This is a genomic window from Pseudarthrobacter sp. YAF2 (assembly GCF_052113345.1).
GTDB lineage: Bacteria > Actinomycetota > Actinomycetes > Actinomycetales > Micrococcaceae > Arthrobacter.
In genome coordinates, this window is record NZ_JBFRDA010000015.1 from 54,257 (window position 1) to 72,791 (window position 18,535).

At 68.1% G+C, this 18,535-nt stretch carries 15 protein-coding genes; 9 read left to right on the forward strand and 6 right to left on the reverse strand.

The features are described 5' to 3' along the window. Window positions 1-21: 21 nt before the first annotated feature. From AB4Y79_RS16135 to AB4Y79_RS16145, 3 genes are read right to left on the reverse strand one after another with little or no spacing between them, the layout of a single operon-like run. On the reverse strand, window positions 22-1,560 hold the full coding sequence (locus tag AB4Y79_RS16135; protein ID WP_441863839.1) for a tripartite tricarboxylate transporter permease: 1,539 nt from the start codon (window positions 1,558-1,560) through the stop codon (window positions 22-24). Then, on the reverse strand, window positions 1,561-2,064 hold the full coding sequence (locus AB4Y79_RS16140) for a tripartite tricarboxylate transporter TctB family protein (RefSeq protein WP_441863842.1): 504 nt from the start codon (window positions 2,062-2,064) through the stop codon (window positions 1,561-1,563). Beyond that, on the reverse strand, window positions 2,061-3,071 hold the full coding sequence (locus AB4Y79_RS16145) for a Bug family tripartite tricarboxylate transporter substrate binding protein (RefSeq protein ID WP_441863845.1): 1,011 nt from the start codon (window positions 3,069-3,071) through the stop codon (window positions 2,061-2,063). Before AB4Y79_RS16145 ends, AB4Y79_RS16140 begins: the two co-directional genes overlap by 4 nt. Before the next feature lie 223 nt (window positions 3,072-3,294). Here AB4Y79_RS16145 and AB4Y79_RS16150 point away from each other — a divergent pair, with 223 nt between their 5' ends. Together AB4Y79_RS16150 and AB4Y79_RS16155 are read left to right on the forward strand one after the other, a co-directional pair. Next, a complete protein-coding gene (locus AB4Y79_RS16150; RefSeq protein WP_441863994.1) occupies window positions 3,295-4,875 on the forward strand; it encodes a sensor histidine kinase in 1,581 nt (526 codons plus the stop codon). Then, window positions 4,872-5,537 carry a response regulator gene (locus tag AB4Y79_RS16155; RefSeq protein ID WP_441863848.1) on the forward strand — a complete coding sequence of 222 codons (666 nt, stop codon included), beginning with the start codon at window positions 4,872-4,874 and terminating at the stop codon, window positions 5,535-5,537. Before AB4Y79_RS16150 ends, AB4Y79_RS16155 begins: the two co-directional genes overlap by 4 nt. A gap of 22 nt (window positions 5,538-5,559) precedes the next feature. Here the strand turns inward: AB4Y79_RS16155 and hutG are convergent, their stop codons facing one another. Continuing rightward, window positions 5,560-6,564 (reverse strand): formimidoylglutamase, encoded by a 1,005-nt coding sequence (gene hutG / locus AB4Y79_RS16160; RefSeq protein WP_441863851.1) that lies wholly within the window; start codon window positions 6,562-6,564, stop codon window positions 5,560-5,562. 171 nt (window positions 6,565-6,735) lie between these two features. On the opposite strand from hutG, the gene AB4Y79_RS16165 reads away from it, so the two are divergent. Beyond that, a complete protein-coding gene (locus tag AB4Y79_RS16165; RefSeq protein WP_441863854.1) occupies window positions 6,736-8,040 on the forward strand; it encodes a cation:proton antiporter in 1,305 nt (434 codons plus the stop codon). A gap of 66 nt (window positions 8,041-8,106) precedes the next feature. Here the strand turns inward: AB4Y79_RS16165 and AB4Y79_RS16170 are convergent, their stop codons facing one another. After that, window positions 8,107-9,546, reverse strand: a complete 1,440-nt coding sequence (locus tag AB4Y79_RS16170) for an NCS2 family permease (protein WP_441863857.1) — start codon at window positions 9,544-9,546, stop codon at window positions 8,107-8,109. 110 nt (window positions 9,547-9,656) lie between these two features. On the opposite strand from AB4Y79_RS16170, the gene AB4Y79_RS16175 reads away from it, so the two are divergent. Next, window positions 9,657-10,352, forward strand: coding sequence for a copper resistance CopC family protein (locus AB4Y79_RS16175; RefSeq protein WP_441863860.1), 696 nt, complete (start codon window positions 9,657-9,659; stop codon window positions 10,350-10,352). A 52-nt stretch (window positions 10,353-10,404) separates the two neighbouring features. On the opposite strand, the gene AB4Y79_RS16180 is transcribed toward AB4Y79_RS16175, so the two are convergent. Next, complete coding sequence (locus AB4Y79_RS16180) at window positions 10,405-11,043, reverse strand: NAD(P)-binding protein (protein ID WP_441863997.1); 639 nt, start codon at window positions 11,041-11,043, stop codon at window positions 10,405-10,407. 427 nt (window positions 11,044-11,470) lie between these two features. Between AB4Y79_RS16180 and AB4Y79_RS16185 the strand changes: the two genes are divergently transcribed. The 5 genes from AB4Y79_RS16185 to AB4Y79_RS16205 all read left to right on the forward strand — a co-directional run bounded on the left by AB4Y79_RS16185 (window position 11,471) and on the right by AB4Y79_RS16205 (window position 18,514). Further along, window positions 11,471-12,511, forward strand: coding sequence for a universal stress protein (locus AB4Y79_RS16185; RefSeq protein ID WP_441863863.1), 1,041 nt, complete (start codon window positions 11,471-11,473; stop codon window positions 12,509-12,511). 33 nt (window positions 12,512-12,544) lie between these two features. After that, window positions 12,545-15,397 carry a PEP/pyruvate-binding domain-containing protein gene (locus AB4Y79_RS16190; protein WP_441863866.1) on the forward strand — a complete coding sequence of 951 codons (2,853 nt, stop codon included), beginning with the start codon at window positions 12,545-12,547 and terminating at the stop codon, window positions 15,395-15,397. A gap of 9 nt (window positions 15,398-15,406) precedes the next feature. Beyond that, window positions 15,407-16,603: a LolA family protein gene (locus AB4Y79_RS16195; RefSeq protein ID WP_441863869.1), complete on the forward strand. Its 1,197-nt coding sequence runs from the start codon at window positions 15,407-15,409 to the stop codon at window positions 16,601-16,603. A 26-nt stretch (window positions 16,604-16,629) separates the two neighbouring features. After that, complete coding sequence (locus tag AB4Y79_RS16200; RefSeq protein ID WP_441863872.1) at window positions 16,630-17,610, forward strand: ABC transporter ATP-binding protein; 981 nt, start codon at window positions 16,630-16,632, stop codon at window positions 17,608-17,610. 64 nt (window positions 17,611-17,674) lie between these two features. Next, window positions 17,675-18,514: an ABC transporter permease gene (locus tag AB4Y79_RS16205; protein WP_441864000.1), complete on the forward strand. Its 840-nt coding sequence runs from the start codon at window positions 17,675-17,677 to the stop codon at window positions 18,512-18,514. Window positions 18,515-18,535 lie beyond the last annotated feature (21 nt).

Consider the following 18,535-nt stretch of genomic DNA (forward strand, 5'->3'; position numbering starts at 1 on the left):
CTTGCGAGGTTAGGGAGCTGTTCAGTCACTGTAGTCCGCCGCGCCGGAATTGGCCGGAATCAGTGGCTTGCGCTCCGGACGGTTCCGGTGGAACAGCTTGTAGGCAAAGGGCCAGAGCAGGATGAGGCCAATGATGACGTAAATGCCGACGGCGATCGGCTCGCCCAGGAGCCCGGCCGGGTCGCCCGCGCTCAGCTGCAGGGTCTTGCGGAGCTGCCCTTCAATGCGCGGGCCCAGGATCACGCCGAGGATCAGCGGCAGGACGGGAAGCCCGAAGCGGCGCATCATGAACCCGAGTGCGCCCAGGACCAGCAGGATCACCAGGTCGAACGCCTGCAGGTTCACCGAGTAGGCGCCCAGCGTGGCGAAGAACAGGATGCCGGCGTACAGGTACGGGCGGGGGAGCTGCAGCAGCTTGGCCCACATCGGTGCCAGCGGCAGGTTGATGATCAGCAGCAGGAAGTTGCCGATGAAGAGGCTGGCGATCAGCGCCCACACCAAAGGACCCTGGCTGGTGAAGAGCTGCGGGCCCGGCTGGATGCCATAGGACGTGAAGGCGGCGAGCATCACGGCGGCCGTGGCGTTGGTGGGCAGGCCCAGGGCCAGCATCGGGGTCAGGGTGCCGGCTGCGGCAGCGTTGTTAGCCGCTTCCGGGCCCGCGACGCCCTCAATGGCGCCGTGGCCGAACTCCTCCGGGTGCTTGCTGAGGCGCTTCTCCGTGACGTAGGAGAGGAACGTGGGGATCTCGGCGCCGCCTGCGGGCAGTGCGCCAAACGGGAAGCCGAAGGCGGTCCCGCGCAGCCACGGCTTCCACGAGCGCTTCCAGTCGGACTTGCCCATCCAGGGCTGCCCCACGGGGATCGCGTGCAGAGGGGTCCGGCGCAGGTGCGCGGCGACCCAGAGGGCCTCGCCCACGGCGAAGATGGCCACGGCCACCACCACGATGTCCAGGCCGTCCGCCAGGAGCGGTTGGCCGAACGTCAGGCGGCGCTGGCCGGTGACTGAATCCATCCCCACCAGGCCGATGGCCAGGCCGAGGCCCAAGGACGCGAATCCGCGCAGCCGGGACGATCCCAGTACGGCGGTGACGGCCAACAGGGCGAGGACCATGATGGCGAAGTAACTTGGCGCGCCCAGGCTGACGGCGAACTTCACCACGATCGGTGCGCAGACGGCCAGCAGCGCCGTGCCGATGGTGCCGGCGACGAACGAGCCGATGGCCGCCGTCGCAAGCGCCTGCGCCGCCCGGCCCGCCTTGGCCATCTTGTTGCCTTCGATGGCGGTGACCACGGAGGACGATTCACCCGGTGTGTTGAGGAGGATCGAGGTGGTGGAGCCGCCGTACATGCCGCCGTAGTAGATGCCGGCGAACATGATGAAGGCGCTGGTGGGTTCAAGGGCGTAGGTGACGGGGAGCAGCAGGGCGACGGTCATGGCCGGGCCCAGTCCGGGGAGGACGCCGACGGCGGTGCCCAGGATGACGCCGATTACGGCGTACATGAAATTCATGGGGGTCAGGGCGGTGGCAAAGCCGTCCATCAGGGAGGACCAGACGTCCATTTAGAGGATTCCTTCCAGGAGGCCGGCGGGCAGTGCGATGCCCAGGCCGAGGTAGAAGCCGTAGAAGGTCAGCAGGGACAGTGCCACGGAGATCAGTCCGTCCCGGACGTAGTGGCGGCTGCCGAGGGCCAGGACGCTGCCCCAGAACAGGACGGTGCCGGAAATGACCCAGCCGGCCCAGTCGATGAGCAGGATGTTCAGGACGAAGGCCCCCGCCAACGGCAGGATGGTCTTCCAGTCGGCGGGGTGCGCCAGGTCGACGTCCTCGCCGCCCTCCGCCTCACCCTTGCCGCCGCGCAGGACGTTGATGGCCAGCAGTACGGCGCAGACCACCAGCATTCCGGCCACGATGAACGGAACGGTTTTGGGCCCTACCGGGTCGGATTTCGAATACGGGGTTACCAGGCCGTTGGCGTCCAGGAAGACCATGACGCCGGCCGCCCCGAGCAGGAGTGCGACTCCCAGCTCGGAGCGGCCTTTGAGGCCGGTGGTCAGGGAGGTCACGCCAACCCAAGCTTGGTGAGGACGTCCGCCACCCGCTTGTCCTGCTCGGTGAGGAAGGTCTTGAACTGGTCGCCGGTGATGAAGGCATCGGTCCAGCTGTGGGTCTTCAGCGCTTCCTTCCAGCCGTCAGTGCCGTGCATCTTTTCCAGGGCTGCGATCAGGGCCGCCTTGTCCTTGTCGCTGATGCCCGGAGGGGCTACGACGCCGCGCCAGTTGGTGAACACCAGGTCGATGTTGGATTCCTTGAGCGTGGGTGCGTCCACGCCGTCGAGGCGCTTTTCGCCGCTGGTGGCCAGGACGCGGACCTCGCCGGATTCGATCTGCTTCAGGTACTCTCCGGCGCCGGAGGCGGCGAAGCCGAGCTTGTTGCCGAGGATCGCGGGCAGGAGGTCGCCGCCGCCGTCGTAGGAGACGAAGTTGACCTTGGTGGCGTCGATGCCCACGGCGCCGGCCAGCTGCATCGGCAGGAGGTGGTCCGGGCCGCCGGGGGAGGAGCCGCCGCCTACCGCGATGGAGCCGGGATCGGCCTTCCAGGCCTTCACCAGGTCATCGATGGTCTTGTAGGGCGAGTCCTTGCTGACCATGATGGCGCCTGGCTCTTCGATGAGGCGGGCCAGTGGAGTGGTGTCCGTCAGCTTGGACTCGGACTTGTTGGTGTAGCTGGCACCCACCACGCCCAGGCCCATGAGCATGGCGAGGTCGCCGTTGCCCTTTTCGTTGACGATCCGGGCCAGGCCCACGGTGCCGCCCGCGCCGGCCAGGTTGAAGACTTCGGTGTTGGTGGAAATCTTCTCGTCATCGAGGACCTTGGCGGCAGCGCGGGCGGTGGTGTCGTAGCCACCGCCGGGGGTGTTGGGGACCATGATCTGCAGGCCGGTGATGGGACCGGCGGCGGCGCCGGAACTTTCCGAACCCGTGGAGCCCTTGCTGGTGGCACCGCAACCGGTGGCCATCAGGGCGATGCCGGCGGCAATGGCGGCAACTCGCAATGCGCGGATCTGGCGCATGTATTCCTCTTCTCATCAAAATCTGATCAGCATCGGCTGACTGGGTGGTTCCGATGCTAGGGGCGCAGGTGACGGTCATCACTCTTGTGTACGCAGAGAAAGTTGTGTTCATTGCGTTCACGCTTCAAACACCCCGCAACGTCCCCGCCGCGGGCTTTGGGATATAGTTCCCGGGTATCGCCCCCGGAATACCAGGAAGACCATTGTGACTCGACGACGAGGAATGTCCCTTGCCGGGCAGTACCTTCTGCTGCAGTTGCTCATTGTCCTGGCGGTGCTGGTGGGCGTGGTGGCCATCTCCCTGGCCCAGTCCGCGGCGGCGTTCGAACGGACCGAGGGCAGGCGTGCGCTGTCGGCCGCGGAAGCCCTGGGCGGCAATCCGGTGGTGCGGGAACTCCTTCCGGACACTGAACCGCGTGGTGGTGCCGTGTTGCCCGCGGTGGCCGAGTCGGTGCGCATCGTCTCGGGTTCATCCAGGGTGGCGCTGGCAAGACTTGACCGTACCGTGGTGGCCTCCTCGGACCCCAGCCTGCTGGGCCAGCCGCTGGAGCTCGGCGAGAGCAGGGTGATGGAAGGCCGGGCCTGGACCGGAGTGGTGGGCGGGACGCCCGCCCCGCTCCTGTCCGCCCACGTTCCGGTCCTTGACGACGCCGGCCGCATGATCGGGATCGCTTCCATCAGCCGCAACTATCCCACCGTGCTTGAGCGGCTGGGCGACGCCGTCCCCAATCTCCTCACCTACCTGGGGGTCGCCAGCGTCCTGGGCCTCGCCGGGTCCCTCCTGCTGTCCCGCAGGGTCAAGCGGCAGACCCTCGGCATGGAACCCAGCGAAATCACCAGCCTGGTGGAAAACCGGGAGGCCATGCTGCACGGCCTCAAGGAGGGCGTGGTGGCGCTCGACCTGCATGAGCGGATCACGGTGGCCAACCACAGTGCGCGGTCGCTGCTGGGGCTCCCGCCGGATTGCGTGGGCAAACGCGTGTCCGGACTGGCTGTCGAACCCGCCCTCAAGGAAGTCCTCACGGGGGACCAGCCCGGACCGGACCGACTGGTGCTTGTCGGGGACCGGCTGGTGGTGATGAACCGGGTTCCCATCCGGTCCCGCGGCAAGGTGATCGGCTCGGTAGCTACGCTCCGCGACCGGACAGAACTCTCTGAACTTGAGCATGAACTGGGCGCCACCCGCACCGCCACGGACACCCTTCGGGCCCAGGCGCACGAGTTCGCCAACCAGCTTCATGTCATCTCCGGCCTGATCCAGATCGGCGAGTACGATTCCGTGGTCCAGTTCGTCAACGGCGCCACGGTGGACCGGACCCGGCTCAACGATGAGGTGACCGGCCGGATCGCCGATCCGGCGCTCGCCGCCCTGCTGATCGCCAAGTCCAGCCTGGCCGCCGAGCGTGGGGTGGCCCTGCAACTGGACCCGGACTCGGGGCTGGACAAGGTTGATGACGCGCTGTCCCGGGACCTCACCACGGTGGTGGGGAACCTCGTGGACAACGCGTTCGACGCCGTCACCGGGCTTCCGCAGGCGGCCGTCAGGGTGCTGGTGGAAGGCAGCGCCGGGGGAGACGTGGTGGTGACGGTGCGGGACAACGGACCCGGCGTCCCTGGTGGTTCAGCAGACCAGATCTTCCGCCAGGGCTTTACCACCAAGGAGCCCGGACCGGCGGGCAGCCGCGGCTTCGGGCTGGCGATGTCCCGGGTCGTCTGCCGCCGCGGCGGCGGGAACCTGACGGTGGCCAATGACCACGGGGCGGTCTTTACGGCCGTGCTGAAACGAGGGAGTGCCCAGCCATGATCAAAGTCCTGATCGTCGACGACGACTTCATGGTGGCCAAGGTGCACGCCGGCTTCATCCAGCGCACACCCGGCTTCACCGTGGTGGGAGCGGCCCACACCGGCGCGCAGGCAGTTGCCGAGACCCAACGGCTCAGGCCGGACCTGGTGCTGCTGGACATCCACCTGCCCGATGTCAACGGCCTGGACCTGATGCACCGGCTGCGCAGCGTGGCCCCCGAACTGGACGTTTTGGTGATCAGTGCCGCCCGCGAAGTTGAAACGGTGCGGAAGGCGCTCCGGGGCGGCATCGTCCACTACCTGATCAAGCCGTTTTCCCAATCGGACCTGCAGGAGCGGCTGGAGCACTACCGCAACGCCTACCAGGGCCTGGATGCTGCCAAGGACGTGGCCGAACAATCGGACGTCAACCGGGTGTTCGGCCTGGACCGCGCCGAACGTCCGCTGCCCAAGGGCTGCAGCATCGAGACCCTGAAGCTGGTGGAGGCCGCTCTTAACGCTGCCGCCGCTGATGTGTCCGCCGCCGAGGTGGCGCAGGAGCTCGGAACCTCCCGCGTCAGCGCCCGCCGCTACCTGGAGTACCTGCACGACGAAGGCCTGCTGGATGTCCGGCTCAAGTACGGGGCAGGGCGGCCGGAGCGCCGGTACGTCCTCAAGGCCTGATCCGGCCACGCACCGGGGACTGTCAGCGCAGCAGCGTATCCACCAGCCGGGCGGCCGTGCGTGCGGTCCGGCCGTCGATGTCGAATGCCGGGTTCAGCTCCGCCACGTCAAGGTGCAGCAGCTTTCCGCTCCGCGCCACCTGCCGGCACACTGCCGTGATGACCGGGAGCGGCACACCGTAGGCCGCGGGGGCGCTGACGCCGGGGGCCACCGCGGCGGGCAGCACGTCAAGGTCGATGGTCAGGTACAGGACGTCGGTTTCCGCCAGGAAGTCCGCCACGAAGGCCTGCACCCGTTCCGCCCCGCAGTCTTCGTCCAGCAGGTACCTCACGCCCAGCTTCCCGGCGGTATCGAACAGGGCCCGGGTGTTGTTCGGCTCCGAGATGCCCACGACGGCATACCGGAAGTCACGCCCCGCGTCCGCTTCCGCGCGTGCCATTTGCAGGAACGGCGTCCCGGAGCTTGGAACCGGTTCGTCGCGGAGGTCGAAGTGGGCATCGAGGTTCAGCACGCCCAGACGCTGCCCGCTGCGGACCGCCGCCGAGGCACTGACGCCAAGGTAGCTGGCGTAGGCGGTTTCGTGGCCCCCGCCCAGGACGACAGTCTGGTGGCCGGCATCGAGCAGGGCGGCTATTGACTGGCCCAACCGTTCCTGGCCGGCCTCCAACCGGTCCCCGGACACCACCACGTTCCCATGATCGGCAACAGTGCGGTCCAGATGGAACGCCAGCGGGCCCAGTGCTTGTCGCAGCGCTGCCGGTGCGGCTGCCGCCCCGGTGCGGCCCTTGTTCCGGCGCACGCCCTCGTCGCTGGCGAAGCCCAGCAGGGCCACCGGCGGGCGGCCGGATGCCGCTGGATGCCCGGCACGGTGAATTGCAGGGATCTGGCCGCCCGGCGCGTCCACCGCCCCGGACTGACTTTCCGTGGTCACTGCCTGCCACCAGCGGCGGTGTTCCGGTCCGTCGCCGTCGTACCTCCCGGTCCAAGGTTGCGGCGGGACATCGACGGCTGCGTGATGGAAAGGCATGCTTCAAGCTCACCGTAAGCCGGGTCCAAAAACCAGCACCGCCGTCGTCGTCCTGTCCGGGATCCAAGAACCAACCGGGCGGGCCAGGGGATAGGGTGAAAGCGGTCGGCCAGATCGAAGCGTGACGTGCCTGTGCCGGAACCACGCACATTCCCAGGCTGGAGGCCGCCCATGTTCGACGCCGCTAACATCATCTTTGCCGCAGCCGGCGCTGCCGTCTTCGTCGCCGCGGTCCTGCCAAAGCTGCTGCGCAACATGCCCCTGTCAATGCCCATGGTCTTCCTCGGCGCCGGGATGGGCGCTTTTGCGTTGATTCCATCGCTCCCGGATCCCAACCCCGTGGAGCACAGCGGCTTCGTGATGCACCTGGCGGAAATCTGCGTCATCATTTCGCTGATGGGCGCCGGGCTGGCCCTGGACCGGCCGGTGGGGCGCAAGCGGTGGTCCACCACGTGGCGGCTGCTGGGTATAGCCATGCCCCTGTGCATCGTTGGCCTGACGCTGCTGGGCATGTGGTTCCTGGGCCTCGGGCTCGGCGCGGCGCTGCTGGTGGCCGCGAGCCTGGCCCCCACGGACCCGGTCCTGGCCTCCGAGGTGCAGGTGGGCGAACCGGCGGACGAGGAGGACGGCGTCGAAAAGGAGGATGAGGTGCGCTTCGGCCTCACCTCGGAGGCCGGCCTCAACGACGGGTTGGCTTTCCCGTTCGTCTACCTTGCCATCGCCATCAGTGTGGTCGGGGCCTCGCCGTCAGCCTGGTTTCCCGAATGGTTCGGGGTGGACGTGCTGTGGCGGCTGGCCTTGGGACTGCTGGTGGGCTTCCTGACCGGAAAACTGTTGGCGATGCTATTCTTCTCTGCCCGCCGGGACAGCCTGCGGCTCTCCAACCACTCGGAGGGCTTCGTGGCCCTGGCGGCCACGTTCCTGGCGTACGGGCTGACGCAGCTGGCGGAAGGCTACGGGTTCATCGCGGTTTTCGTGTGTGCCGTGACCATCCGTGCGGCTGAGCGGAGCCACGGCTACCACCGGGTACTGCACTCCTACGTGGAGCAGCTCGAACGGCTCCTGACGGTGGTGATCCTGGTCCTGCTCGGGGGTGCCATCGCCCGCGGACTACTTGAGGGAATCGGCCCGGCGGAGGTGCTGGTGGCCTTGGCGTTCCTGCTGCTGGTGAGGCCCCTGGCAGGCTGGCTGGGGCTCCTGGGCGGCAAGACCGGACCGCGCGAACGCGTGGCGCTGTCATTCTTCGGCATCCGCGGCATCGGGTCGCTGTACTACCTGGCCTTTGCACTGGGGGAGGGCCATTTCGCTGGCCAGGCGCACTGGCTGTGGTCGTTTGTGGGGCTGGTGGTGGCGTTGTCAATCGTGATCCACGGGGCCACCACCTCGCCACTGATGAACCGGCTGGACCGGCTTCGCGAGAAGCGGGCGCTGGCAGTTTCCGGGGACGAGGGACTCGCGCCAAACACGCCGGTCTAGTCAGCGCCAAAGACAAAGGGCCGGCACGGCGGACGCCGCACCAGCCCTGTCCGTACATCGCAGTAGCTACATGCCGAGGACGGCCTCGATCGGGCCGATGGCGAAGAACAGCAGGAACGCTGCTGCCACAGCCCACATCAGCGGGTGGATGTCCTTGACCCGGCCCTGGACCGTGCGGATCAGCACGTAGGCGATGAAGCCGGCGCCCAGGCCGTTGGCGATGGAGTAGGTGAACGGCATGAGGGTGAACGTCAGGAACGCCGGAATGGCAATGCCCCAGTCCTGCCAGTCGATCTTGCCCACCTGGGACACCATCATGAAGCCCACCACCACCAGCGCCGGGGCCACGGCCTCGAACGGCACCAGGTTGATCAGCGGGGTGAAGAACATGGCCACCAGGAACAGCAGGCCGGTGACGATGGAGGCGACGCCGGTCCGGGCGCCTTCGCCAATGCCGGCGCCGGCTTCGACGTAGATCTGGTTGGAAGAGACGGACGCGCCGCCGCCGATGATCGCACCGAGAGCGTCCACCTGGAGCACGCGGTCGACGTCGGGAATGTTGCCGTTTTCGTCAACCGTGCCGGCTTCGTTTGCCAGGCCCACCATGGTGCCCATGGCGTCGAAGAAGATGCTGAGCAGGATCACGAAAGCCAGCAGGGTGGCGGCCACGAAGCCGAGATCGGAGAACGCCCCGAACGGGTTGGCCTTGCCGATCAGGGAAAGGTCCGGGGCGGACCAGCCGGTGAACGTGGGGGCCACCAGGGACCAGCCCTGCGGGTTGGAGGTCTTGCCGTCGAAGCTGGGGCCGATGTGGAGGGTCGTCTCAAGGATGACGGACACCACCGTGGACGTGATGATGCCGATCAGGATGGCGCCCTTGACCTTGCGCACCACCAGGGCGATGGTCAGGACCAGGCCGAAGACGAACACGGCCGTTGGCCAGCCCAGCAGCTTGCCGTCGAAGCCCAGGCCCACGGGCACGGTGGTTCCTGCCACGTCGGGGATGCGCCGGACGAACCCGGCATTGACCAGGCCGATCAAGGCGATGAACAGGCCGATGCCCACCACGATCGCTGTCTTGAGCCCGTCGGGGACGGCCTTGAAGACGGCGGTGCGGAAACCGGTGAGGACCAGGATCAGCATGGTGATGCCGGAGAGGACCACCAGGCCCATCATGTCCGGCCAGGTGAGGCCCGGGTTCCTGGCGACTGTCACGGCCACGAAGGCGTTGACGCCCAGGCCGGTGGCCAGCGCGAAGGGGTGCCGTCCCCAAGCACCCATGAGGATGGTCAGGACTCCGGCTACGAGCGCGGTTACCGCGGCCACGGCGGTGAAACCAAGCGTTGCCCCGGTGGAGTCGGGGCCGGACAGGATCAGGGGGTTCAGCACCACGATGTAGCTCATGGCGAAGAAGGTGGCGAACCCGCCGCGGATTTCGCGGGAAAGGTTGGAGCCGCGCTCCGTGACCTTGAAATACCGGTCCAGGGCAGAGCCTTGCTTAAGCATTAGTCCTCCGGGGGAATGTGTGGGGATACCTGCATCCTAAGGGTGCTGAACGGTAGAGTCGGCCAAATTCGCCTAGTCTGTAAGGAAGCCAACACGAGGAGCAGCCCACCATGCGCCCAGTCCGCCGGCAGTTGCTGAGCGTGATGCTCGGCTTGTTCACCCTTGCAGCCGTCACCCTGGGCCTGGCAGCGCCGGCCTCCGCGCATGATGCTGCGGAATCCACCAGCCCGGCACAGGGAGCTTCGCTGGCGGCCCCGCCGGGTGAAGTTTCGGTGACCTTTAGCAATCCGCCGCTGGGCATTGGTTCCTCGTTCTCCGTCAAGGACGCGTCCGGCACGGAATGGGCTGACGGTTCCGTCCGGATCGTTGACAACGTGGCCACCCAAAAGCTGCGGCCCGGCGGCCCGGCAGGGGCGTACACGGTGGCGTGGCGCGTGGTCAGCTCCGATTCACACCCGATTGAGGGGACTTTCAGGTTCACCGCGGCGTCGGGGTCTGCCCCGGCCGGATCTGCGGCGCCGGGTAGTCCGACGACGGCCGGCGCTGTCCCGGGCATTGGCACCGCAAAGCCGGGAGTCACGGAGGAGCCATCCGTACCGGCCGGTGCGGGCGAGCCCTTCCAATGGAGCATTGTGCTGTTTGCGGCTGTGGCCGTTGGACTGCTCGTCGCCTTGGGCGTCCTGGCCCGGCGTCGGCTTTCCGGCGACGAGGACACGCCTGAACACGACATGCCGGACGACGGCAACATGCCTGACGATGGGGACACTCCTGATGGCGGGGACCCGGCCGACGAAGCCCGGCAGTAGCGCACGCCCGCAGTACCAGGCGGAACCAGGCCGGCGGGCACGCGGACGGCCGTCAGCAGGTCAGCGCCGCAAAGCTGCCCGTCGCCGGGAAGGCGCCGCCGGATCGGTGGACGTTGTCTATATTGACCTTGGCGGAGATCGCCTGGCCCACGGTCTTGGCCTGGCGCAGCACTTCCTTCGGTGATGGCGTGATCAGCTCGCCCACGCCTACCAGGTAGATGCCGATGGCGCGCATGGCCGCTGCGACGTTCTTGCCCACGGCAATGCCAAAGTCGCTGAGCATGCGCCGCAGTTGGCTGTGGGCGCACCGCGTCAGGACGATGTGGTCAGCCACCAGGATGCCTGTAGGCGTGTGGACCTGCCACTGCGGCGCCGCCGTGTCCTCCGGCCCTTCAACCATGGTCAGCTGCACTGCCCGCGTGGTGTTCCGTACGTCAACGCTGTGGCTTGCGGCGTAGTTGCGCAGGTGACGCAGGATCTCGTTCCGTTCCCGGAGGGTGTCGCTGTCAGCGGCGTCGCAGCGCTGCAGCGACGACGTGTTCGCCGGCTGCGCGGCGCCCAGGATGTCCAGGCCATCCACCACGATGGAGTCCACGCCATGGCGCCGCAGTTCAGCGGCCACGGCCAGCCCGGACAGGCCGGTGCCAATGATCACAGTGGTGGTCTGTTCTGTCCCGGCACTCCCAGGCATGCTTGACACTGCAGTTTCCCTCCTTCGAAGCTTCGGCAGGTTGCCGGCGACCTCGCCGGCTCGCGTTCCGATACCCCCAAGTACGGTCGCAGCGCATGGCCGGGCCGCCCCTGACAGGAAGTTGCAGCTGGCGTCCCGGACCAACAATGTCCTGAAGACTACAGAACAATTGCGGCCGTGAATAGCCCATTGGACAAAACATTCCTGCCGTAGTGAAGGCGCTTTCCGCGCCTTGGCCAAAAGCCTGTGGATAACCCTCGTTCCCGCCCCTGAACAGCCTTGCTAAGCCGTATGGGACGGAGAATAGTGGGAAACGGAGGCGGTCCTTTTCCCGCCGTTGCGGCAGCGGGGCGGGCTGCACGGGACCAGGGCCGTTTTCTGGCAGAATAGCCGCAACATCAGGCAGTATCGCGAGGAGGCGGCCCCCATGGGCTCACAAGAGTTGCATCCGGACCCGGCCCGGGACGGTGGTGGTTCTCCGGCCGCTCCCGAAGGCATCGTGGTAGGCGTCGATGGCTCTGAGCACGGCCAGTGCGCCCTGGTGTGGGCCGCGCGGGAGGCCCAGCGCCGTCGTCGTCCCCTCCATATCGTGACCGCCTATTCGGTGCCGATCTTCGCCGCGTCCGGCCTGGATGGCGGCTACGCCACCGTGGATGACTCGGTCATCCGCGAGGGGGCCGAGGCCATCGCCAAACAGGCGCTCGAGAAGGTTTCCATGTACGACGTCGAGGTCAGCTCCTCGGTGGAGAACGGTGACGCCGCTGGAGTGCTGCTGGAGATCTCCGAAACCGCCGAGCTCCTGGTGGTGGGCACCCGCGGCCGTGGCGGCTTCGTGGGCCGGCTCCTGGGTTCGGTCAGCAGTGCACTGCCTGCGCACGCGAAATGCCCCACGGTAACGGTGCCCCTGTTCTGCTCTGACCGCCTCGGGGAAACCACCGAGGACCGGCGCATCAAGGCAGAGCAGGCCAAATCCGGGCACCGCCCGGTGGAGAACGTCGTGGTGGTGGGCGTCGACGGTTCGGAGCAGGCCCGGGTCGCTGTCCTGGAAGCGGCTGACCAGGCCGAACGGCTCGGCGCCGCGCTGCGCGTGGTCTGTGCTGTCCCGCAATACAGCGGATCCTTGGCCTGGGTTCCTGCGCCGATGGACCGGAAGGCCCTGTTTGAGGACATCCGGGTCACCCTGGACGCCGGCATGGCCTGGCTCCGCAGCCATTATCCCCGCTTGGAGGCCGACTACGAGCTGAAGGACGGTTCGCCCGTCGATGTGCTCGTGGAGGAGAGCAGGCACGTGGAGCTGGTGGTGTTGGGCACCCGCGGCCGCGGCGGCTTCACGGGCATGCTCCTTGGCTCAACATCGGACGGCGTGCTCCATCATGCCAAGGGGCCGGTCATGGTGGTTCCGGACAGGGAAGATCCCCGCTTGGCCGACCGCGCACGGTTCGGGCCCATCCTGGGCGACGCCACCTAGGCACAACAGATCCGCCGGCAAGGCAGCCACACCATGGAGCAGCACGGGGTACCGTCGCCGGGCACCCGCGGGGATGCCGGGCCGGTCCTGGGGCTGGCCGCGCTCCACGCCGGAATGCTGGCCCTTGTGGGCGGCAAGGCCGCGAACCTCGGCGAGTTGCTGTCCGCCGGGCTGCCCGTCCCGGAAGGTTTCTGCCTGACCACCGAGGCATACTGGCAGGTGGTCGGTGCCCCCGATCCCGTCCTTCCCGCCCTTGCGGAGGTCTACGCCGCCCTGCAGGCAACAGCGCCGGCCACGGGCCACAGTCCAGCCCTTAGGGAGCCGGACGACCTGGACGGGCTGGCCGGAACCGCTCGGGCTGCAATCCTGGCGGCACCGCTTCCGGCAGCAGTATCCGACGCCGTTAAGCAGGCCTACGCTGCCATGGGGCCGAACGTACCGGTGGCGGTGCGGTCCTCCGCTACCGCCGAAGACTTGCCGTTTGCGAGTTTCGCCGGCCAGCAGGACACCTACCTCAATGTCGTCGGAGCGGACGCCGTCCTTGAGGCTGTCCGCAACTGTTGGGCCTCGCTCTGGACCGACCGTGCAACTGCCTACCGGGCAAGCCTTGGTATCGACCCGGCCGGTGTGGCCCTGGCAGTGGTGGTCCAGCGAATGGTGGACGCGGAGACGGCAGGGGTCATGTTCACGGCGAACCCTCTCACCGGCCGGCGCCGGCAGATCGTGATCGATGCCGCCCCGGGCCTCGGCGAAGCGGTTGTCTCCGGCGCGGTCAACCCCGACCACTTCGTGGTGGACGGCCTGACAGGCAAGGTGCTGGAAAAGCGGTTTGGTGGGAAGGGGGTTGAAATCCGGCCCCTTCCCGGCGGCGGCACTGAGACCCGCCAGTCGCCGGCCGCCACCGGCACTTCCTGCCTTACGGAACGGCAGCTGACGGCCCTGGCGAGGCTCGGCCTTCGGGCCGAAGAGCATTTCGGCGCCCCGCAGGACACCGAGTGGGCCATCGACAACGCCGGCGCCCTGTGGCTGACGCAATCCCGGCCCATCACCACCCTGTACCCGGTCCCGGAAAGCAACGGGGCCGCGGGCCGGAATCGACAGGGCGGGCACGATGCGGGCGGTACCAGGGCGTACCTCTGCTTCAGCCTGGCACAGGGGCTTACCCGGCCACTTACTCCCATGGGGCTCGCTGCGTTGCGCCTTGTCGCCTCGTCCGTGGCCACGGCCGCAGGGTTCCCGGTTCCGGAGCCCCGGCGGGGTCCGTCCCCGTATGCCGAGGCCGGGCAGCGGATGTACATCGACTTCACCACCCCCCTTCGCAGTGCTGTGGGCCGCCGCATCGTTCCCCGGGTCTTTGACGTCATGGAAGCCCGGTCCGCAGCGGTCATGCGGCAATTGTTCGACGACCCCGCGTTTGCGGTGACCAGCAGGACGCCCTTCGGGCTCCTCCGCCACGCGGGCCTGGCAGCGGTGCATGCCAAGGTTCCCCAAGCCATACTCGGGGCGCTGCTCCGGCCCGAGGCAGCCCTCCGCAGGCTGGACCGTTTTACCCGGGACTTCGAAGCATCGCTGGCTCCCGGCGACGACGCCGGGACCCTGGCGCAGCTGGACCACATCGAGGCCCTCCTCGGAGGCCGCCTGTTTTCGATTGTTCCGGCCATACTTCCCGTTCCCTTGGTGGGTTTCGCCATGCTCGGCGTCGCCGGAAAGCTCCTTGGCGATGACGCGTGGGACGAACTGCAGCCGGTCATCCGGGGCCTGCCGAACAACGTCACCACGGAGATGGACCTTGAACTGTGGCGCCTCGCAACGGCCATCAAGGATGATGGCGAATCGAGCGCCGCACTGATGGCGTCGGATCCAGCGGCACTGGCGGAAGATTTCAAGGCCCGGCGGCTGCCCGCGCGCCTGGACGCCGGGCTGGGAAGGTTCCTTGACCGGTACGGACACCGGGCAGTGGCTGAGATCGACGTCGGGCTGCCGCGCTGGTCGGAAGAGCCCGCACACATCCTGGGCATCCTGGCCAACTACCTCCGGCTGGAGGATCCCGCCCTCGCGCCGGACCGGCAGTTCAGCAAGGCAGCCGAGGACGCTGAAGCCCAGGTTGACGGGCTCGTAGCCCGCGCAGCCGGGCGCGGCAGGATCAGGGGAGTGTTGGTGCGGGCTGCCCTGCGCAGGGCACGGCTCTTCGCCGGCCTGCGTGAAATGCCGAAATACCAGCTTGTGGTTGGCCTTGGCGAGGTCCGCAGGCAACTGCGTCTGGTGGGCGCCGAGCTGGCGGAGGCCGGGGCCCTCGAGTACCCGGATGATGTCTTCTTCCTGGACTTCGACGAGGCGCGCCAGGCACTTTCCGGTGGAACAGCGGACCGCGGCGCAACGCTCCCGGACTTCCGGGCCCTGGTGGCGGCCCGGCAGGCGGACTACCGCAGGGAGCTCGGCCGCCGCCATATTCCCCGGGTGCTCCTCTCCGACGGCACCGAGCCCGAAGCCGTGCGCACCGCCGTCGGGATTGCGGACGGAACGCTGGCAGGAAGTCCCGCGTCGGCAGGGACGGTGACGGCGGCGGCACGGGTGGTCCTGGACCCCGTCGGCGCCCGCCTTGAACCGGGCGAAATCCTGGTTGCCCCGTCCACTGATCCCGGTTGGACACCGTTGTTCCTCACCGCGGGCGGGCTGGTGATGGAGATGGGCGGCGCCAACTCCCACGGCGCCGTCGTGGCCCGGGAATACGGGATTCCCGCGGTGGTCGGGGTGGCGGACGCCACCCGGCTGATAACCACCGGCCAGAGGGTAGCGGTCGACGGCGGCGCGGGGACCGTCGTGCCGGAGCGCCCGGCCGCAGGTTTAGGGGCCCATACCGGCACGGACCCTGCCGCGCGGGCGTAATCTTGATCTATGGGTTCCAACACGCTGGATTCCAGTGGAGAGTTGCAGCAGCACAGCAGATTGAGCCGCCGGACATGGCTTCGGTGGATGCCTGCCGCCGCAGCCCCGGTGGTGATCGCCGTGGGCGCCCTCACCGGGTCCCTGCCGGCCAGCGCCGGAGACCCGCTTCCCGCCAAAACCCCTGAACAAATCCTGGAACTGGTGGGTACCCATCAGGTCCACACCTTCTCAGGAACCCTGGAGCAGGTGGCGGACCTGGGCCTGCCCGAGCTTCCGGCCACCGGAAAGGCCTCCACCCCTGCATCAGCCGGGAGCGCAGCTGCCGCGATTGAGCTCTTGTCGGGCCAGCACACCGCCCGCATCTACGTCGACGGCAAGGACAACGCCCGCGTGCAGGTAGTGGACCAGTTGGCCGAGCGGGACGTGGTCCGGCACGGCAGTGACGTCTGGTTCTACTCATCGAAGGACAACACCGCCGAGCACCTGACGCTGCCGGCAAGAACCCAGGATCCGTCGCCCTCGAAGGACGCGCAGGGCGCACCCGGCATTCCCGCGCCGGGCGACCTGGCGCAGCAGTTCCTGGCTAAAGTCGATCCCACCACCGCCGTCACCGTGGGGCCGGATGTCGTCGTGGCCGGGCGCAGCGCCTACAACCTGGTAATTGAGCCCCGCACGGAGGCCACACTGGTGGGCAAGGTGGCCATCGCCGTGGACGGCCAAACCGGCATGCCGCTGTCCGTCCAGGTGACCGCACGCGGAGCGGACAAGCCGGCTTTCCGTTCCGCCTTCACCGCGCTTTCCCTGGACGCACCGGACCAGTCCCTGTTCAGCTTCACGCCCCCGCCCGGCAGCACGGTGAAGGACGTGCCGGTTCCGGTCAAGTCACGTGAGCCCGCAGGTGCCCCGCATCCAGGGCCCATGACCAGCCCGGGCCAGTTGCTGCCGCAGCTCGAAGCCAAGGCACACGTCTCCGTGGCCGGCACCGGCTGGGAAACCGTGGTGGGCACGGCACCAGGCGCATCCGGCCCAGCCGCCCAATCACTGCTGAGCGATCCGCTGCTGTCCCAAGCCGCAGTCGCCGTGCCGGGCGGCCGACTGCTCTCCACCGCCCTGCTGAACGTGCTGATCACCTACGACGGCCGGATGTTCGCAGGCATGGTGCCGCCGGAGAGGCTGCAGGCCGCAGCAGCAGCAGCTGCTCGGTGAGTAGGGGCCGGGCGGGCGCTGGTCCGGTGACTGACGGGCTGGCGATCGAGACCCATGGCCTGAGCAAGCGGTTCGGCCAGCAGACCGCCGTCGACGCTGTGGACCTTGCCGTCCCGCACGGTGCGGTCTTCGGTTTCCTGGGACCCAACGGGTCCGGCAAAACCACCACCATCCGCATGCTGCTGGGGCTGGCTGCCGCGTCGGCCGGAACGGTGAACCTGCTCGGCAGGCAGATGCCCGATGAGTTCCACGACGTGTTGCCGCGGGTCGGCGCCCTGGTGGAAGGGCCGGCGTTCTACCCCTTCCTCTCCGGGGCCGCCAACCTCCACCGGCTCGATGCTGCCGGGCGGCACACCGTTCCGGCCACCCGCAAGGCCAGGGTGGAACGGGCCTTGGAACGCGTGGGCCTGGAGCATGCGGCCGGGAAGCGCGTCCACGCGTACTCGTTGGGGATGAAGCAGCGGCTGGGCATAGCCAACGCCTTGCTCTCGCCCCGGGACCTGCTGGTTCTCGACGAGCCCACCAACGGGCTGGATCCGCAAGGAACCCGTGAGGTGCGCAACCTGGTCCGGTCCCTGGCCCACGAGGGCACCACCGTATTCGTCTCCAGCCACCTCCTGGCCGAGGTGGACCAGATGTGCACCCATGCGGCCGTGATGAGCGCCGGCAAGCTCGTGGCGCAGGGGCCACTGGCCGACCTCCGGCAGTCCGGCAGCACCCGGCTCCGGCTGGTGACTCCGGACGCCGGCGCAGCGCGGCAAGTCCTCGCCCGGCTGGGGCTGGCACCTGAACCTGCGGAAGCGGAGTCCGGCAAGCCGTCGCCGGACGGCGAGACCATCGTGGCGGCCCTGGGCGTCCCGGCGGAGCAATCCGCGCCGCTCCCGGAAGAAGTGGTGGCGCACCTGGTCCAGGCCGGTGTGCGTGTCCGGGGCTTCGCCGTCGAGCGTGAAAGCCTCGAAGACCGCTTTGTGGCCCTTACCGGGGAAGGATTCGACGTTGCCCAGTAGCATGCCTGCTGATATCCCACAGGGCGCGGGGGCTGCCACGCCGGCGGCCCCGGAGCGCACTTCCATGCAGTCCAGCGCCAGGATGTCCGGTTCAGGCATGTCACTGCTGGCCTCGGAACTCAAAGTCCTGTTCAGCCGGCGCCGGACGTGGGCGCTGCTCTTGGCGCTGGCCGCCATTCCGGTGCTCATCGCCGTCGCGGTCAAGGTATCGTCCGCTGTCCCGCCCGGGCGCGGTCCTGCCTTCCTTGACCGAATCACCCAGAACGGCCTGTTTGTGGCCTTCACCGCCATGCTGGTGTCCGTCCCGCTGTTCATGCCGCTCGCGGTGGGTGTGGTGGCCGGTGACACGATCGCCGGGGAAGCGAGCCTGGGAACCCTCAGGTACCTCCTGGTTGCCCCGGCCGGCAGGGTGCGGCTGCTCCTGGTCAAGTATGTGGGCGCCCTGGCCTTCTGCATCGTGGCGCCGCTGACCATCGGCCTGACGGGGGCGGCCATTGGCGCCGCGCTCTTCCCGGTAGGGCCCGTGACGCTGCTCTCCGGCGGGGTGGTCCAGCCCGCTGAAGCTGCCGTGCGGATAGTGCTGATTGCGGCCTACATCGCCGTGTCCCTGGCGGGCCTCTCAGCGATCGGGCTGTTCCTGTCCACCATGACCGTGGTCCCTGTCGGCGCGATGGCAGCCACCGTGGTGGTCTCGGTTGTTTCCGAAGTCCTGGACCAGCTTCCGCAGCTGGAATGGCTGCACCCATGGTTGTTCAGCCACTACTGGCTTGGCTTCGGCGACATGTTGCGCCAGCCGGTGCTGTGGGACTCGTTTGCCAGCAACGCCCTGCTCCAGACGGGTTACATGGCGGTGTTCGGGGCGCTCGCGTACGGCCGCTTTGTCACCAAGGACATCCTGAGCTGACTGGGGGCCGGAACCGGCAAT

What these genes read in the sequence shown, in the direction of transcription:
- AB4Y79_RS16185 (WP_441863863.1), top strand. Translation starts at nt 11,471, where the DNA reads ATGGGCTCACAAGAGTTGCATCCGGACCCGGCCCGGGACGGTGGTGGT.
- AB4Y79_RS16165 (WP_441863854.1), top strand. Translation starts at nt 6,736, where the DNA reads ATGTTCGACGCCGCTAACATCATCTTTGCCGCAGCCGGCGCTGCCGTC.
- AB4Y79_RS16170 (WP_441863857.1), bottom strand. Translation starts at nt 9,546, where the DNA reads ATGCTTAAGCAAGGCTCTGCCCTGGACCGGTATTTCAAGGTCACGGAG.
- hutG (WP_441863851.1), bottom strand. Translation starts at nt 6,564, where the DNA reads ATGCCTTTCCATCACGCAGCCGTCGATGTCCCGCCGCAACCTTGGACC.
- AB4Y79_RS16175 (WP_441863860.1), top strand. Translation starts at nt 9,657, where the DNA reads ATGCGCCCAGTCCGCCGGCAGTTGCTGAGCGTGATGCTCGGCTTGTTC.
- AB4Y79_RS16135 (WP_441863839.1), bottom strand. Translation starts at nt 1,560, where the DNA reads ATGGACGTCTGGTCCTCCCTGATGGACGGCTTTGCCACCGCCCTGACC.
- AB4Y79_RS16155 (WP_441863848.1), top strand. Translation starts at nt 4,872, where the DNA reads ATGATCAAAGTCCTGATCGTCGACGACGACTTCATGGTGGCCAAGGTG.
- AB4Y79_RS16205 (WP_441864000.1), top strand. Translation starts at nt 17,675, where the DNA reads ATGCAGTCCAGCGCCAGGATGTCCGGTTCAGGCATGTCACTGCTGGCC.
- AB4Y79_RS16180 (WP_441863997.1), bottom strand. Translation starts at nt 11,043, where the DNA reads ATGCCTGGGAGTGCCGGGACAGAACAGACCACCACTGTGATCATTGGC.
- AB4Y79_RS16195 (WP_441863869.1), top strand. Translation starts at nt 15,407, where the DNA reads ATGGGTTCCAACACGCTGGATTCCAGTGGAGAGTTGCAGCAGCACAGC.
- AB4Y79_RS16145 (WP_441863845.1), bottom strand. Translation starts at nt 3,071, where the DNA reads ATGCGCCAGATCCGCGCATTGCGAGTTGCCGCCATTGCCGCCGGCATC.
- AB4Y79_RS16150 (WP_441863994.1), top strand. Translation starts at nt 3,295, where the DNA reads ATGTCCCTTGCCGGGCAGTACCTTCTGCTGCAGTTGCTCATTGTCCTG.
- AB4Y79_RS16190 (WP_441863866.1), top strand. Translation starts at nt 12,545, where the DNA reads ATGGAGCAGCACGGGGTACCGTCGCCGGGCACCCGCGGGGATGCCGGG.